This window comes from Neoaquamicrobium sediminum, from assembly GCF_040970315.1.
GTDB classification, from domain to species: Bacteria; Pseudomonadota; Alphaproteobacteria; order Rhizobiales; family Rhizobiaceae; genus Aerobium; species Aerobium sediminum.
Genome location: NZ_JAZHFV010000003.1, coordinates 215,705 through 230,966, shown reverse-complemented (window position 1 = coordinate 230,966; position 15,262 = coordinate 215,705). Strand labels below are relative to the sequence as shown.

The 15,262-nt window shown below is 65.0% G+C and carries 18 protein-coding genes; 7 read left to right on the top strand and 11 right to left on the bottom strand.

Annotated elements, in window-relative coordinates; translation table 11 throughout:
- Window positions 1-7 precede the first annotated feature (7 nt).
- Both V1479_RS11670 and V1479_RS11665 read right to left on the bottom strand, forming a co-directional pair.
- The gene (locus V1479_RS11670; protein ID WP_368803035.1) at window positions 8-1,414 is read right to left on the bottom strand and encodes an L-serine ammonia-lyase; all 1,407 of its coding nucleotides are present in this window, start codon (window positions 1,412-1,414) and stop codon (window positions 8-10) included.
- A gap of 167 nt (window positions 1,415-1,581) precedes the next feature.
- Window positions 1,582-1,710 carry a hypothetical protein gene (locus tag V1479_RS11665; RefSeq protein WP_280515712.1) on the bottom strand — a complete coding sequence of 43 codons (129 nt, stop codon included), beginning with the start codon at window positions 1,708-1,710 and terminating at the stop codon, window positions 1,582-1,584.
- Between the two features lie 284 nt (window positions 1,711-1,994).
- Here V1479_RS11665 and V1479_RS11660 point away from each other — a divergent pair, with 284 nt between their 5' ends.
- Entirely contained in the window at window positions 1,995-2,699 is a 705-nt protein-coding gene (locus V1479_RS11660) for a DUF599 domain-containing protein (protein ID WP_376769194.1), read from the top strand.
- On the opposite strand, the gene V1479_RS11655 is transcribed toward V1479_RS11660, so the two are convergent.
- From V1479_RS11655 to V1479_RS11635, 5 genes are all read right to left on the bottom strand, one after another.
- Entirely contained in the window at window positions 2,696-3,493 is a 798-nt protein-coding gene (locus tag V1479_RS11655) for a YdcF family protein (RefSeq protein WP_368803034.1), read from the bottom strand. The genes V1479_RS11660 and V1479_RS11655 overlap by 4 nt on opposite strands.
- A gap of 194 nt (window positions 3,494-3,687) precedes the next feature.
- Window positions 3,688-5,169, bottom strand: a complete 1,482-nt coding sequence (gene gatA, locus V1479_RS11650) for an Asp-tRNA(Asn)/Glu-tRNA(Gln) amidotransferase subunit GatA (protein WP_368803033.1) — start codon at window positions 5,167-5,169, stop codon at window positions 3,688-3,690.
- A gap of 11 nt (window positions 5,170-5,180) precedes the next feature.
- A complete protein-coding gene (locus tag V1479_RS11645; protein WP_368803032.1) occupies window positions 5,181-5,669 on the bottom strand; it encodes a GNAT family N-acetyltransferase in 489 nt (162 codons plus the stop codon).
- A 6-nt stretch (window positions 5,670-5,675) separates the two neighbouring features.
- Window positions 5,676-5,963 (bottom strand): Asp-tRNA(Asn)/Glu-tRNA(Gln) amidotransferase subunit GatC, encoded by a 288-nt coding sequence (gatC, locus tag V1479_RS11640; RefSeq protein WP_368803031.1) that lies wholly within the window; start codon window positions 5,961-5,963, stop codon window positions 5,676-5,678.
- A gap of 93 nt (window positions 5,964-6,056) precedes the next feature.
- The gene (locus V1479_RS11635; protein WP_368803030.1) at window positions 6,057-6,764 is read right to left on the bottom strand and encodes a metal-dependent hydrolase; all 708 of its coding nucleotides are present in this window, start codon (window positions 6,762-6,764) and stop codon (window positions 6,057-6,059) included.
- A gap of 80 nt (window positions 6,765-6,844) precedes the next feature.
- Here V1479_RS11635 and ruvX point away from each other — a divergent pair, with 80 nt between their 5' ends.
- Window positions 6,845-7,324 (top strand): Holliday junction resolvase RuvX, encoded by a 480-nt coding sequence (ruvX, locus tag V1479_RS11630; RefSeq protein ID WP_173191381.1) that lies wholly within the window; start codon window positions 6,845-6,847, stop codon window positions 7,322-7,324.
- Here the strand turns inward: ruvX and V1479_RS11625 are convergent.
- Both V1479_RS11625 and V1479_RS11620 read right to left on the bottom strand, forming a co-directional pair.
- Complete coding sequence (locus V1479_RS11625) at window positions 7,269-7,589, bottom strand: DUF6105 family protein (protein ID WP_173191379.1); 321 nt, start codon at window positions 7,587-7,589, stop codon at window positions 7,269-7,271. The two genes, ruvX and V1479_RS11625, sit on opposite strands and share 56 nt — an antisense overlap.
- Complete coding sequence (locus V1479_RS11620) at window positions 7,589-8,080, bottom strand: hypothetical protein (RefSeq protein ID WP_368803029.1); 492 nt, start codon at window positions 8,078-8,080, stop codon at window positions 7,589-7,591. Before V1479_RS11620 ends, V1479_RS11625 begins: the two co-directional genes overlap by 1 nt.
- Window positions 8,081-8,285: 205 nt before the next feature.
- On the opposite strand from V1479_RS11620, the gene V1479_RS11615 reads away from it, so the two are divergent.
- Window positions 8,286-9,224 carry an AEC family transporter gene (locus V1479_RS11615; RefSeq protein ID WP_368803028.1) on the top strand — a complete coding sequence of 313 codons (939 nt, stop codon included), beginning with the start codon at window positions 8,286-8,288 and terminating at the stop codon, window positions 9,222-9,224.
- Here V1479_RS11615 and V1479_RS11610 read toward each other — a convergent pair.
- Window positions 9,206-10,834 (bottom strand): acyl-CoA dehydrogenase family protein, encoded by a 1,629-nt coding sequence (locus tag V1479_RS11610; protein WP_368803027.1) that lies wholly within the window; start codon window positions 10,832-10,834, stop codon window positions 9,206-9,208. The two genes, V1479_RS11615 and V1479_RS11610, sit on opposite strands and share 19 nt — an antisense overlap.
- A 142-nt stretch (window positions 10,835-10,976) precedes the next feature.
- Here V1479_RS11610 and V1479_RS11605 point away from each other — a divergent pair, with 142 nt between their 5' ends.
- From V1479_RS11605 to dprA, 4 genes are read left to right on the top strand one after another with little or no spacing between them, the layout of a single operon-like run.
- Window positions 10,977-11,942, top strand: a complete 966-nt coding sequence (locus V1479_RS11605) for an aspartate carbamoyltransferase catalytic subunit (protein WP_368803026.1) — start codon at window positions 10,977-10,979, stop codon at window positions 11,940-11,942.
- Window positions 11,939-13,225: a dihydroorotase gene (locus V1479_RS11600; RefSeq protein ID WP_368803025.1), complete on the top strand. Its 1,287-nt coding sequence runs from the start codon at window positions 11,939-11,941 to the stop codon at window positions 13,223-13,225. Before V1479_RS11605 ends, V1479_RS11600 begins: the two co-directional genes overlap by 4 nt.
- Window positions 13,226-13,252: 27 nt before the next feature.
- Window positions 13,253-13,843, top strand: a complete 591-nt coding sequence (plsY, locus tag V1479_RS11595; RefSeq protein WP_368803024.1) for a glycerol-3-phosphate 1-O-acyltransferase PlsY — start codon at window positions 13,253-13,255, stop codon at window positions 13,841-13,843.
- On the top strand, window positions 13,840-14,976 hold the full coding sequence (dprA, locus tag V1479_RS11590) for a DNA-processing protein DprA (RefSeq protein ID WP_368803023.1): 1,137 nt from the start codon (window positions 13,840-13,842) through the stop codon (window positions 14,974-14,976). The genes plsY and dprA overlap by 4 nt, the downstream gene beginning before the upstream one ends.
- On the opposite strand, the gene V1479_RS11585 is transcribed toward dprA, so the two are convergent.
- On the bottom strand, window positions 14,899-15,141 hold the full coding sequence (locus V1479_RS11585; protein WP_368803022.1) for a hypothetical protein: 243 nt from the start codon (window positions 15,139-15,141) through the stop codon (window positions 14,899-14,901). The genes dprA and V1479_RS11585 overlap by 78 nt on opposite strands.
- Window positions 15,142-15,262 lie beyond the last annotated feature (121 nt).

Genomic DNA, 15,262 nt, shown 5'->3' with positions numbered 1-15,262 from the left:
CACAGGCTCAGCATTCGACGACGTTGACGGCCAGCCCGCCGAGGCTCGTTTCCTTGTAGCGCTCATTCATGTCGAGGCCCGTCTGCCGCATGGTCTCGACCGCGGCATCCAGCGGCACGAAATGGGTACCGTCACCCTTGATCGCCAGCGAGGCGGCGGTGACCGCCTTGACCGCGCCCAGCGCATTGCGCTCGATGCAGGGCACCTGCACCAGACCGCCAACAGGATCGCAGGTCATGCCCAGATGATGTTCCAGGGCGATTTCGGCGGCGTTCTCCACCTGGGCTGGCGTGCCGCCCATGACGGCGCAAAGCCCGGCCGCAGCCATGGCCGACGCAGACCCAACCTCGCCCTGGCAGCCTACTTCAGCGCCGGAAATCGAGGCGTTATGCTTGATGATGCCGCCGATCGCCGCCGCCGTCAGCAGGAAGTCGCGGATCGAGTCCTGATCGGCCTCGACATGGAAATGCAGCCAGTAGCGCATGACGGCGGGCACCACGCCCGCGGCGCCGTTTGTCGGCGCCGTTACCACGCGCCCGCCGGCGGCGTTCTCCTCGTTGACGGCCATCGCGTAGATCGAGAGCCAGTCATTGGCCAGAAGCGGGTTCGGTCGGTTGCGGCTCCATTCCTCTTGCAGCTTGTCGTGAAGCTGGCGCGCGCGCCGCTTGACCTTCAGCCCACCGGGCATGATGCCTTCCTGCGACAGGCCACGCTCGATACAGCTGCGCATCGCATCCCAGATGCCGTCGAGCGAGGCATTCAGCTCCTCACGGGAGACGAACTTCTCCTCGTTGGCGCGCTTCATCGCCGCGATCGAAAGACCGCTGCGTGCCGCCATTGCAAGCATCTCCTTCGCTTTCCCGAAGGGATAAGGAACGCCCTTGTCGCCGCTGCCCCGCACCGGCCCCTCGGCCTTCATGCGCTGCAGTTCCTCGTCGGAGACGACGAAACCGCCGCCGATCGAATAATAGATGCGGCGCAGGAGCAGCCGGTCGTCGGCGTCAAAGGCTGAAAACGCCATGCCGTTCGCGTGGCCGGGCAGCGGCGTTTTCTTGTCGAGCACCAGATCGTTCGCCGGGTCGAAGCGATATGTCGGATGGCCGGGCGGGCTGACGCGCTTCTGCGCCTGAACGTCGGCAAGCGTTACGTCGACATTGTCCGGATCGACCGTGACCGGCGTGAGTCCGGTCAGCCCCAGGATAACCGCGCGATCCGTTCCGTGTCCGACGCCGGTGAAGGCGAGCGAACCGTGGAGGCTGACTGCAAGTCGCGCCACGGCGACGCCTGCCGGTCGCGGCCAGTCATCGCCGGACACTTCTGACAGGAAGCGCGCGGCCGCCGTCATAGGCCCCATCGTATGGGACGAGGACGGGCCAATGCCGATCTTGAACAGATCGAAGACGGAAAGGAACATCGAGAAGCGCTCCGACTGGGTTGGCCCCGATGTTTCGCGGCTTTCGGCATGAGAAGCAAGCAGGCTGCCGACCTCATCTGATCAGGCTGCGACATTCCCGGCCAACAAAAGAAAAAGGCGCGGTCGAAACCGCGCCTCTTCAGATTCCCTGAGATTGCCGGGAGGGTCTAGCCGGCGACGATCATCGCCGCAGACGCCGGACCACTGAAAAGCCAAGCCAGAAGAATGATGCCGGCAAAGCCGATCACTGCCTTGGCGGTTACGCCCCAGCAGGATTTCTGAACGGTTTCGTCCATTTTTGTCCTGTTTCCGTAGATTTCATCCCGAAATGCGGCTCTCGAAACGCCGCGACGGTCCCACCCGTCTGGCCGCTAGATAGCCGTTCGGCGCGCCATTCGCAATGCAAAAACGGCGAAAGCAAGGCAAGGCCTTTTGCCCGAATGGTGCAAACCGATTAAAATTATTCCTTTTCAAGGGCTTGAGGCGGCCACAGATATTCATCGCTTTTCAACATAGACGGCCAAATTGAGGCGCAAAAGTTGGCCTGCGGCACAGCCTTTCGCGATAGGATAACGGCATGCTGATCGATTCCCTGTTCCGCTCCCCTCCCGACATTGCCGCGCTCGCCTTCTTTCTTGTCGGCTGGACCCTGTTCTCGCACGCGACGCAAGGCCGCATCGTCTCGCGTGAAACGCTGACTTCGGCGATGAACCGGCAACGCGAGGCGTGGATGCGCACAATGGCGCGGCGCGACATGCGCATGGTCGACACCAGCATCATGGGCGGGCTTCAGCAGGGCACGGCGTTCTTCGCGTCGAGCTGCCTGCTCGCCATCGGCGGCTGCTTTGCGCTGCTGGGCGCGACCGACGCGGTGCTCGACGTGCTGGGCGAACTGCCCGCCACGGATGCAGACGCGCGGCCGGTGTTCGAGGCCAAGGTGCTCGGGCTGGTCGCCGTCCTCTGCTACGCCTTCTTCAAGTTCGGCTGGTCCTACAGGCTGTTCAACTACTGCTCGATCCTGATCGGCGCTGTGCCGGTGGCGCGGGAAGACGGCCAGACCGATGCCGAGATCGACGCTTCGGTGGCCCGGGCCGCGCAGATGAACATGCTCGCAGGCAAGCACTTCAATGCCGGACTGCGGGCGATCTTCTTCTCGATTGGCTATCTGGGCTGGTTCGTCGGCCCGTGGGTGTTCATCGCCACCACGACCTTCATCCTGGGCGTCCTGATCCGCCGGCAGTTCTTCTCCGCCGCGCGGCGCGCCGTGCTCGAAGGTGGCGGCTAGGACCGCTCCGGGAAGATGCTGTCTATACGTCCGGTGAGCCGGTAGGCCACGAGCCCGATCCATTCGCGTATGGCGATCGTCAGGTTCTGCAGGGAATCGGAGACGTTGTCGCGGGCAAGGCCCACGGGCTCGTTGCCGGCCGTGCGGTAGTCCGCCGGCCACGGCACAACGTCGAACCCCGCCTTGCGGAAAAGACCGACCGAGCGCGGCATGTGAAATGCCGAGGTCACCAGAAGCCAGGTTTCTCCCGGTTTCGGCTCGACCATCTCGCGGGTGAAGAGCGCGTTCTCGTAGGTATTGCGCGAGCGGTTCTCCAGCACCAGGCGATCTGCTTCGACCCCGAGCGCCGTCAGTAGGCGGGGGGCGGTGTCGCCGTCTCCCTCTCCCTCGAGGATCAGCGTGCCTGTGCCGCCGGTCACGACGACCCGCGCCTGCGGGTAGCGCCTTGCAAGGACCGCCGTTTCCACAAAACGGTCGCCGCTGGCGTTGAGCTCATAGCCGCCACGCGCGAGGTTGATCGCGCCCTCGAAGCCGCCGCCAAGGACGATGATACCGGCGACATCCTGCGGCGCGGGATCCGGTCTGGCGAAATGATCCTCCAGCGGATGCAGCAGCAGCGCGCCGGTGCTCGTCCAGCCGCCGAGCGCCAGCACGAGCAGGCCGCAGATCGAGAAGAACAAACCGATCCGCCGCAACCGGAAGAAAGCACAGACGATGCCCAGCAGTACCAGTATGCCGATCAGGTTGATCGGCTGCGCCACGATCCAGAAGAGCTTGGAGAGCGTGAAGAACATCGAATCAGTGCGTCCTTCGAGGCTCGCTTCGCTCGCACCTCAGATGAGGGAGGTGGTTTGTCGAACCCACCTTCTTATGGGGTCGAAATACAACTTCCCCCGCGATGTAGTTTGATCGAACCGATTGGTAGCGGTCTCGATTGCGCGACGCCCCTCATCCTGAGGTGCGAGCGAAGCGAGCCTCGAAGGACGCACTACCACCACTTCTCCGGTTCGAATCGGCCAGCAGCCTGCTCGATTACGTGGGAGGCGCGGAAGAGCGTCTCTTCCTCGAACGGCCGTCCGATAAGCTGGAGACCGAGCGGCAGGCCCTTGCCGTCGAGACCTGCCGGCACCGCGATGCCCGGCAGGCCCGCCATGTTCACCGTCACGGTGAAGATGTCGTTCAGGTACATCTTCACGGGGTCGGCCGCCATGTCCTGATCGGCGATGCCGAAGGCTGCCGAAGGTGTCGCCGGCGTCAGGATCGCATCGACGCCCGCGTGGAAGACATCTTCGAAGTCCTTCTTGATAAGCGTCCGCACCTTCTGCGCCTGCACGTAGTACGCGTCGTAGTAACCCGCCGACAGCACATAGGTGCCGATCATGATGCGGCGCTTGACCTCGCGGCCGAAGCCGGCGGCGCGGGTCTTTTCATACATGTCGATGATGTCCTTGCCGGGAACGCGCAGCCCGTAGCGCACGCCGTCGTAGCGCGCGAGGTTGGACGACGCCTCGGCGGGCGCGACGATGTAATATGCCGGCAGGGCGTATTTCGTGTGCGGCAGCGAGATGTCGACGATCTCGGCGCCCGCATCCTTGAGCCAGGCAATACCCTTCTGCCACAGCGCCTCGATTTCCTCCGGCATGCCGTCGACGCGGTATTCCTTCGGAATGCCGATCTTCATGCCCTTGACCGACTGGCCAAGCGCGGTCTCGTAGTCAGGCACCGGCCGGTCGACCGAGGTCGTGTCCTTCGCGTCCACGGAAGCCATTGATTTCAGCATGATCGCCGCATCGCGCACGTCGCGGGTGATCGGACCGGCCTGGTCGAGCGACGAGGCGAAGGCGACCGTGCCCCAGCGCGAGCAGCGGCCATAGGTGGGCTTGATGCCAACCGTGCCTGTGAAGGCCGCCGGCTGGCGGATGGAGCCGCCTGTGTCGGTCGCGGTCGCGCCCGCGCAGAGGAAGGCGGAGACCGCCGCGGCAGAGCCGCCCGAAGATCCGCCCGGCACGAGGTCGACGTTGGAGCCCTTCGCCCGCCAGGGATTCTTGACCGGGCCGTAATAGGAGGTCTCGTTCGACGAGCCCATGGCGAACTCGTCCATGTTGAGCTTGCCGAGCATGACTGCGCCGTCGGCCCACAGATTGGCCGTCACCGTCGATTCGTAGCGCGGCTTGAAGCCGTCCAGAACGTGGCTGGCAGCCTGCGTGTGGACGCCTTCGGTGGCAAAGAGGTCCTTGATGCCGAGCGGAATACCCTCCAGCGCGCCGCCTTTGCCGGCGGCCAGCCGCTCGTCGGACGCCTTTGCCATCTCGCGCGCCTTGTCGTGGGTCACGGCGACATAGGCGTTGAACGTCTCGTTCGCGGCATCGATCGCGCCGAGATAGGCATCGGTCAGCTCGATCGCCGAGATGTCCTTGGCGTGCAGGCGGTCGCGGGCTTCTGCAATGGTCAGGTGCGTCAGATCGGTCATGAATCGTCCGTTCAGGCTGCCGCGGGCGCGGCGGTCAGGTCTTTGCGATAGAATGTAGAATAGGGATTGTCCGGGTAGTCGGCGAATGCACCACTGCGCCGGTAACCGGCGCGCTCATAGACGCGCCGCGCGGCACCATAGCCCTCGCCTCCGGTCTCGAGCGCCAGATGCGTCAGGCCCTCGGCTGCGGCCAGTTCCTCGATCGCCACCAGCATCAAGCCGGCAACGCCCCGCCCCTGGGCGGCGGGCCGCACATACATGCGCTTGATCTCGCCAAACCCGCCGGCATGGCGCAGCAGTGCGCCGCAGCCGACGGCCTCGCCGTCCAGCCGCGCCACCCAAACGGTTGTTTCAGGCCCTGCCATTTCGTCGGCCGTCATGCGGAAGTTGAATTCCTCGGGGGTTTCGGGTTCCTGCGCGCTGAGCGCGCCGTTCAGCTCCGCGATGAGCTTGCGGACATCGTCCTGCAACGGCGTCTCGACCGCGATCTCGACGGCCATGGCAAGCTACTCCACAACCTTGGGAACGAGGAAGAAATTGTCTTCCGTGGCGGGCGCGTTGGCGACGATGTCGGCAGCCTTGCCGCCATCGGTGACGCGGTCTTCCCGCTTCTTCATCTCCATCGGGATCACGGAGGTCATCGGCTCGACGCCGCTCACATCGACCTCGCCGAGCTGCTCGACAAACCCCAGGATCGTGTTGAGCTCGCCGGTCATGCGGCCGGCTTCTTCTTCGGTCACGGCGATGCGGGCGAGACGCGCCACGCGCTTAACGGTGTCGATGTCGACGGACATGGTGCGCTCCGGCGATTGGAAGGAAAATCACAAGCCCGCGCTATACCGGCGCAGCCGGCACAGCGCAACATGCAAGCCGGCTGCCGCCGCCGGTCACACCTCGAAAGGCTCGCCGATCTTCGGCGTCAGCACTTTGGCAGACGCACCCTCCATGCCGGCGACGAACTTGTCCGCCGTCTGGTCGATGATGCCGAACGAGGCGTAGTGCGCCGGAATCACCGTCTCGAAGTCGAAGAAGCGCCTGCAGGCGAGCGCTGCCACCGCGCCGCCCATCGTGAAACGGTCGCCGATCGGCACGATGCCGACCGCCGGCTGGTGCAGTTCGTTGATCAGCGCCATGTCCGAGAAGATGTCGGTATCGCCCATGTGATAGAGCGTCTTGTCGTCCGGGAAATGCAGGACAAGGCCGGTCGGATTGCCAAGAAAGACGTTGATGCCCCCTTCCCGACTGAACGACGAGGAGTGGATGGCATTGACGAATGTTGTCGTGAAGCCGCCGCAATCGACCGTCCCGCCGTGGTTGCCGGGGTTGACCTTGCTCTCGTCCACGCCCTGGCCAACCAGATACTCATAGATCTCGAAGCTGGAGACGAGCATCGCGCCGGTCTTCTTCAGAATCGGCAGCGCGTCGCCCAGGTGGTCGTTGTGGCCATGCGTGATGAGAACGTGGGTGACACCCTCGGCCGGCCCTTCCCAGCCGCCATCCCATGACGGGTTATCGGTCAGGAACGGATCGATCAGGATTGTCGCTCCGCCTGCTTCAACGCGGAATGCGGAATGGCCGTACCAGGTCAGCTTCATCAGAACACCTCTGCAACTCGCTTTTCGATACCGTGAAGGATAGAACCGCGCGTGTGCAAGTCAAAGAAGAAGGCAATCACGTGGCTGTTGCGGATATCGGCGAGGTTCCCGCCCTCATCGCGCCCGGTGGACGGCTCGCCGGCCTCGACCTCGGCACCAAGACCATCGGGGTGGCGGTCTCCGACGCGGGGCTATCGTTTGCCCATCCGCGCCCCATGATCGCGCGTCGCAAGTTCACGCAGGACGCCCAGGCGCTGCTGGTGCTGCTGCAGAAAGAGGCGGTCAGCGCCGTTATCATCGGCCTGCCAGTCAACATGGACGGGTCGGAGGGACCGCGCGTGCAGGCGACCCGCGCCTTCGTGCGCAACATGGAGAAACTAACCGAACTGCCCTTCGTCTACTGGGACGAAAGGCTGTCGACGGTGGCCGCGGAGCGGGCACTGCTCGAAATGGACGTATCCCGGCGCAAGCGCGACGAACGGATCGATTCGGCGGCGGCGGCCTTCATTCTGCAGGGGGCACTGGACCGGCTTCGGGCGCTACGGTCGGCTGCCGGCTAGCGTTCCACCAGGCAATTATGTCGCGGCGCCTGCGGAAGGCGTAGATCGCGAAGATCACCACCGTATCGACGACACAGGCGCGCGCCACCAGCGGCGGGATCGTCTGCGGGTCGATGCCCAGCAGATTGCCGTAGAAGCCGAAGGCGAAGTCATGAACCGGCCGGCTGAGGAATGTCAGGCCGAAATTGATGTCGTTGTACGACAGGTAGAACCAGCCCCAGAAAAGCCCCATCGGCACGGCCCAGAAAAGAAGAATGTAGCGCATCAGCCGTCGCTCTCCACGATCTCTGGTCCTCGCCGCGACAGTCGCGACAGCATCGAGCCGTGGGCGGCGCCAACGGCGAGACGGCGCGCAACGGCGCTCGAATAATCCACGGACCGCGGTTTGCGTTCCGCTGCCTCGGCACGGATCACAAGATAAGTGGCCGCAAGGGCAGCGAACTGCATGGTGGATGCCGCGCCGGGCGTTGAAGCGCCCGCCACGACCGCCTGCTCCACGGCAACCGCGACAGACACCAGAACGGCCGCGCTCAGGGCCAGCCTTGCCACATCGTCCACGCCCTCGTCGCCGTGTCCCAGCGCGGCGAATGCAGTCCACAGGAACAGCAGCGCCACCAGGGCCTGCGCTACAGCCATGGCAGTTGCGAACAGATCGGGTGCGTGAATGCCCGCCGAAAGCCCAGCCACGCCGCATGCACCGACCGCGAAGACGACCGTCCAATAGGCTGCCAGACTTGTAATGAGAATCTTCTGCATGCGGTCCCTGCTCGGCGAGAATCGAAACTGGACGCTGGCCGCGTTAACCGCAATTGAAACCATTCGTTAAGGTTAACGTACGAGCTTGAGGGAGCGTTTATCCCCTGCTGGGCTATCAGGCTTGTGCCGCTGCCACGCTTTACAGGGCGGATGACGCTGCCTATGCCGGGGGTCGATCCCTCCTGTCCGGTCCGCCTTGCCTGCCATGCTCGCCATCTTCGAAAGCATCCTCCCCATCTTTCTCATCATCGTGCTGGGCAATCTCCTGCGCCGCACGTCGATAACCAGCGACGACGGCTGGCGCGGACTGGAACAGGTCAGCTACTGGGTGCTGTACCCTACCCTGCTGTTCGCCACGATCATTCACGCGGACTTCTCGGGATTGCGGCTCGACGCGATGCTCATCGCGCTTCTGGCCACGATCGCGATCATGGCAGTGCTGGTGCTGGGGAGCTGGCCGCTGTGGCGGCCCAGCGGCGCTGCGACCCCCGGTGAATTCTCGTCCATGTTCCAGAGCGCGCTGCGCTGGAACGGCTTCATTGCGCTTGCCGTTGCACAAAAACTGTTTCCGCCGGCCGCGAGCGCCGTGGTCGCGCTGGCCATGGCCGTCATCATCATCCCCCTCAATGTGATGTCGGTCGCCGTCGTCGCGCGCTTTGGGAGCCGGGATGCGGATTGGGGCAAGGTCATGCGGGCGACAGCGACCAACCCGCTCATCGTCGGCGTCGCGGCCGGCATCGTTCTGCGCTTCCTTCCGGGCGGGCTCTACGACCCGCTGGACGAGGCGATCGGGCTCATCGCCTCGGCCGCCATCGGCATGGGGCTGATCTCGGTCGGCGCCGGCCTGCGGACCGCCGACATGTTCCGGCCCCGGCTGGCGATCTGGTTTCCGGTCGTGCTCAAGCTCGCCGTGCTCCCGGCCATCCTCTGCCTGATCGCCTACGGGCTCGGCGTGCGCGGCCCGGAACTCGTCTATCTGGTGCTTTGCGGTGCGGTGCCAACCGCCATGAACGGCTACATGCTCGCCCGTCAGCTCGGCGGCGACGCCGAGTTCTACGCCGCGGTCACCACACTGCAGACGGTCCTTGCGGTGCTCACGATGCCGGCAGCGCTCGCCATCGCCACTCAGCTCAGCTCGGGATAGAGCGTATCCACGATGACGCGCGCGTCGTGGCGGGCGTCCAGCATGCCGTAGGTGGTGCGCCACTGGCCGGCAAGGCGTGATTCCACGAACGCATCCGCGATCTGCCCTGCCCCCTGCCTGCGGAGCTCCGCAGCCGCCGCCGAAATGGCAAGCTGCTCGGTGAGGATGCGGGCCGAACCTTCATCGGAACTGGCCACCTGCAAGGCCGCGCGCAGCACGCCCACGGTGCCCTTGCCAGCCGGTCCGAGGTCCCGGCCGATACCGCCCAGCACTTCGTCGAAAAGCTGCGGCGCGCGGCGCAGGACGCGCAGCACGTCGAGCGCCATGACGTTGCCCGAGCCTTCCCAGATCGCGTTGACCGGCGCCTCGCGGTAGTAGCGCGCCAGCGGCGCTTCCTCGACATAGCCGTTGCCGCCCAGGCATTCCATCGCCTCATAGAGCAATGCCGGCGCGATCTTGCAGACCCAGTATTTGACCACAGGCGTCATCGAGCGCGCGAAAGCAGCCTCCCCCGGATCGTTGGCCGCCTCGTCGAAGGCGCGCGCCAGCCGCAGCGACAGCGCGGTCGCGCCGGCGACGTCGAGCGCCATATCGGCCAGCACACGCTGCATCAGCGGTTGCTCGAACAGCGGTGTGCCGAAGGCATGGCGGTGACGCGTGTGATGGACGGCCTCGGCAAGACCGGCCCGCATCAACCCGGCATTGGCCACGGCGCAGTCCAGCCGCGTCAGCGTCACCATGTCCATGATGGTCTTGATGCCGGCGCCGGGCTCGCCGACCATTTCGGCGATCGCACCTGAAAACTCGACCTCGGAGGACGCGTTGGAGCGATTGCCGAGCTTGTCCTTGAGGCGCTGGAAGTGCAACCCGTTGTCGGAGCCGTCCCCGAGGATGCGCGGCACGAGGAAGCACGACAGGCCCTCATTCGCCTGCGCCAGCATCAGGAAGGCGTCGGACATCGGCGCCGACATGAACCATTTGTGGCCAGTGAGCCGATAGAAGCCGCCACCGGCGCGCTCAGCGCGTGTGGTGTTGGCGCGCACATCGGTGCCGCCCTGCTTCTCCGTCATGCCCATGCCGAGCGTCAGGCCGGTCTTCTGCACCGGCGGCTTCTGGCTCTGGTCATATTTGCGCGTCGTCACCCGTGGCGCCCACTCGCGGAACAGCTTGGTGTTCGCCATCAAGGCGGCCAGCGACGCGCTCGTCATGGTGATGGGGCAAAGATGCCCGCATTCGAGCTGCGCGGTCAGGTAGAATCGCGCCGCGCGCACCTGATGGCGTTTGCCGCTCTCGGCCGGGTTGTTCTCCCAAACCGACGAATGTAGGCCGACAGCCACCGAACGGCGCATCAGCGCATGATAGGCCGGATGGAACTCGACGAGGTCGATGCGCCGCCCCTGCCGGTCGTGCGTCCTGAGCTTCGGCGTTTCAGTGTTCGCGAGCCGCGCCAACTCCTGCGCCTCGGCCGAACGCACATAGCGGCCGATCTGGTCGAGTTCGCGCCGAACCGGCTCCGAATAGGTCTCCGCCAACTGGACCAGCAGCGGGTCGGCGCGCCACGCGCTCGTCCCGGCCAGCGGCGGACTTTGGTTCAGTACCTCATGCGTCAAGTCGTCAACTCCGGGATGAGACGATTCCAGAAGGATGGCTCACAGTTACAGGCAAAGTACCTATGGTTGCGAGGAAATTCCGGTGGATGCGCGCAAGCGCGCTTGCGGCGTCGCCCACCCTTGCCTATAGCACGGCTTTGATATGACCGAGCGCGCCGCCTTCCCGCTTTTCCCGCACCGCCACCTGCTCGGCGTCAAGGACCTGTCTCCTTCCGATATTGAATTACTGCTCGATCGCGCCGACGAAGCCGTCGCGATTTCGCGTCAGTCGGAAAAGAAGACGTCGACGCTGCGCGGACGGACCCAGATCAACCTCTTCTACGAAGCCTCGACCCGCACCCAGTCGTCTTTCGAACTGGCCGGCAAGAGGCTCGGCGCCGACGTGATGAACATGTCGGTGTCCTCGTCGTCAGTGAAGAAGGGCGAAACGCTCATCGACACCGCGATGACGCTCAACGCCATGCGGCCGGACATCCTCATCATCCGCCACGCTTCGGCGGGCGCTGCGGCATTGCTGGCGCAAAAGGTCGGCTGCTCCGTGGTCAATGCGGGCGACGGCGCACACGAACACCCGACGCAGGCGCTGCTCGACGCGCTGACGATCCGCCGGGCGCGCGGCAAGATCGCGCGGCTGACCGTGGCGATCTGCGGCGACGTTCGCCATTCGCGCGTTGCACGCTCCAACATTCTTCTTCTCAACGCTCTCGGTGCGCGCGTGCGCGTCGTCGCGCCCTCGACGCTACTGCCCGCGGGCATCGGCGAGATGGGCGTCGAGGTCTTCACCACGATGAAGGAAGGTCTTGCCGGCGCGGATGTCGTGATGATGCTGCGGCTTCAGCGCGAGCGCATGGAGGGCGCATTCGTGCCGTCGGTGCGCGAATATTTCCGCTATTTCGGGCTCGACGCCGAGAAGCTCAAGGCGGCAAAAGACGATGCGCTGGTCATGCATCCCGGCCCGATGAACCGCGGCGTCGAGATCGCCTCCGAAATCGCCGACGGACCGCAGAGCGTCATCCAGGAACAGGTGGAGATGGGTGTCGCCGTGCGCATGGCGGTGATGGAGGCGCTGCTCGACCCGCGCCGCAACCCGGAAGGGCAAGCGGCATGAGCGTCACGGTCTTTCACAACGCCCGCATCGTCGATCCCTCTCGCAGTCTGGACGAAACCGGCACCGTCATCGTTGACGGCAGCACGATCAAGGCCGCCGGTGCCTCGGCGCTGAACCAGGGAACGCCCGAGGGCGCGGAAGTTGTCGATTGCGCCGGCAAGACGATCCTGCCGGGCCTCGTCGACGCACGCGTCCACATCGGAGAGCCGGGTGGTGAGCATCGCGAGACCATAGCTTCTGCGAGTGTGGCAGCGGCGGCAGGCGGCGTTACCTCCATCGTCATGATGCCGGACACCGATCCAGTCATAGACGACGTGGCGCTGGTCGAGTTCGTTCTACGCACGGCCCGCGACACGGCGATCGTCAACGTCTTTCCGGCCGCCGCCGTCACACGCGGCCTCAAGGGCCGGGAAATGACCGAGTTTGGCCTGCTGCGCGAGGCCGGCGCCGTCGCCTTCACCGAAGGCCGGCACACAATCGCCAATTCGCTCGTGATGCGCCGCGCGCTGACCTATGCGCGTGATTTCGGCGCGGTTATCGACCACGAAACGCAGGATCCCGATCTGGCGGCCGCCGGCGTGATGAACGAAGGGCTGTTTGCGAGCTGGCTGGGCCTGGCCGGCATTCCCCGCGAGGCCGAGGCGATCCCGCTCGAGCGCGACCTCATGCTCGCACGACTGACGCGCAGCAACTATCACGCAGCCAAGATTTCGACGGCGATGTCGGCGGCGGCGATCGCACGTGCCAAGGATGACGGCGCGGCGGTGACGGCCGGCGCATCCATAGCCAGCCTGTCGCTCAATGAGCACGACGTCGGCGAATATCGCACCTTCTTCCGGCTGTCCCCCCCGCTGCGCGCCGAGGAAGACCGGCTCGCCATGGTGGAGGCGCTGCGCGACGGCACGGTGGACATTCTGGTGTCGTCGCACGACCCGCAGGACGTCGACACCAAACGCCTGCCCTTTGCGGATGCGGCTTCCGGCGCGATCGGGCTCGAGACGCTGCTGGCGGCAGCGCTGAGGCTGCATCACAACGGTGACGTGCCGCTGATGCGCCTCGTCGATGCGATTTCGACTGCACCCGCCAAACGCTTCGGCCTGCCGGGCGGCACGCTTGCGCCGGGCGTACCGGCCGACCTTATCGTGGTCGATCTGGACGAGCCGTGGCTGGTTCGCGAGCAGGACATCCGGTCGCGGTCGAAGAACACCTGCTTCGAAGGCGCGCGCCTTCAAGGCAGGGTCTTGCAAACGCTCGTTGCTGGCCGCACAGTCCATCGGCTTTGAACTGACATCTTGCCGGGAGGGGGAACCTTGGCCTTGACGCCCGTCATCATCGCGCTCGCATTCGGCTATCTGCTCGGGTCGATCCCGTTCGGACTGCTGATCACGCGCGCCGCCGGCCTGGGCGACGTGCGCAAGATCGGCTCCGGCAATATCGGCGCGACCAATGTGCTTCGTACCGGCAACAAGAAGCTGGCGGCGCTGACCCTGCTCCTCGATGCGCTCAAGGGCACGGTTGCAGTCCTTATTGCGGCGCGCTGGGGGCTGGAACCCGGAATAGCCGCCGGCATCGGCGCCTTTCTCGGCCATCTCTTTCCGGCATGGCTCGGCTTCAAGGGTGGCAAGGGTGTCGCGACCTATCTCGGCGTGCTGATCGCCTTTGCCTGGCAAGGCGCGCTGGCTTTCGCCGCTGCATGGCTCGCGGTCGCATTCCTGTCGCGCTATTCGTCGCTTGCCGCGCTTGTCGCCGCCGTCGTCTCGCCGGTCGCGTTCTACCTGCTTGGCCTGCCCGCTTATGCAGCCGCCGTTGCCCTCATGAGCGTGCTGGTCTTCATCAAGCACCGCGCCAACATTTCAAGATTGCTTGCCGGCACGGAATCGAAGATCGGGGCCAAGGGATGAACCACGCGCCGTCGGCTGGCCCCAGGCTTTCCGACCGGCAGCGGCTCCACTGGCTTCGCCTGATTCGCACCGAGAACGTCGGGCCGGCCTCCTTTCGCGATCTCATCAATCGTTTCGGATCGGCCGAGGCGGCAATCGCCATGCTGCCGGAACTTGCGTCGCGCGGCGGTGCGAAGCGACAATCACGCATTCCATCCGAACGGGAAGCTGAAGCCGAACTGGAGGCCGCACAGCGATACGGCGCCAGGTTCGTTGCAGTCGGCGAGGCCGACTATCCGCCGATGCTGCGCCGGATGGACCTGCCGCCACCGATCATCGCGGTGAAGGGAGACACAGCGGTTGGCCATATGCCTGCCATCTCCATCGTCGGTGCACGCAACGCTTCCGCAGCGGGCGTGCGGATGGCGCGCATGCTTTCCGGCGAGATCGGGCGCGAGGGCTACGCGATCGTGTCCGGACTGGCGCGCGGAATCGATGCCGCCGCCCATACCGGCAGCCTTGGCACCGGCACCATCGCCGTGCTCGCCGGCGGACTCGACAAGCCCTACCCGCCGGAAAATGTCGGCCTTGCCGCCGAGATCGGCGAGCGCGGACTGCTGATAACGGAAATGCCCTTCGGCTGGGAGCCGCGCGCCCGCGACTTTCCGCGACGGAACAGGCTGGTCGCGGGTCTTGGTCTCGGATTGGTTGTGGTGGAAGCCGCGTTGAGATCCGGCTCGCTCATCTCCGCCAGGCTGGCGGGCGAAATGGGCCGCATCGTCTTCGCCGTTCCCGGTTCGCCGCTCGATCCGCGCGCGGCCGGGGCCAACGGGTTGCTCAAGGACGGCGCGTCGATCGTCACCGAGGCGCGCGACGTGCTGGACGTTCTGGCGCCGCTGGCCGGATCACCGTCCATCTCGCCGGTGTCCCCGCTCGAGGAGCCGCCAGACTTCTCCACGCCCCCGCCAGACGACAGCGACCGTGCGCGCCTCATGGAAGCTCTTGGACCGGTGCCGACGCCGATAGACGAGATCATTCATCACACGGGGCTTCACCCGGCGCAGGTGTTTCTCATCCTACTGGAACTTGACCTTGCGGGCAGGATCGAAAGGCACGGCGGTGGCTGGGTTTCGCTGCTCGCCGCCGACCCGTAAGGGACGATCGCCGCGGATGATGTCGCTGACTTCCACGTAGGCCATCTCTATCAGATAGGCCAGCATGTCACAGCGTTCGGCCTGCGCCATCGTTCGCATCTGGCCGAGCATGGACTGCATATAGTCCAGCGTATCGGTACGTCGTCGGTTGAGTTGCTGTTGCATCTGCTACCCCGTTTCGCACATTTGCCAGAGCCTGCCGCAGCCCGTGGCTACGCGGTTGCATGATTTCGTCAAAGCAACCCTTGCGTTAATTAGAGGCTATTCAATTTATCTAAAATTGCAA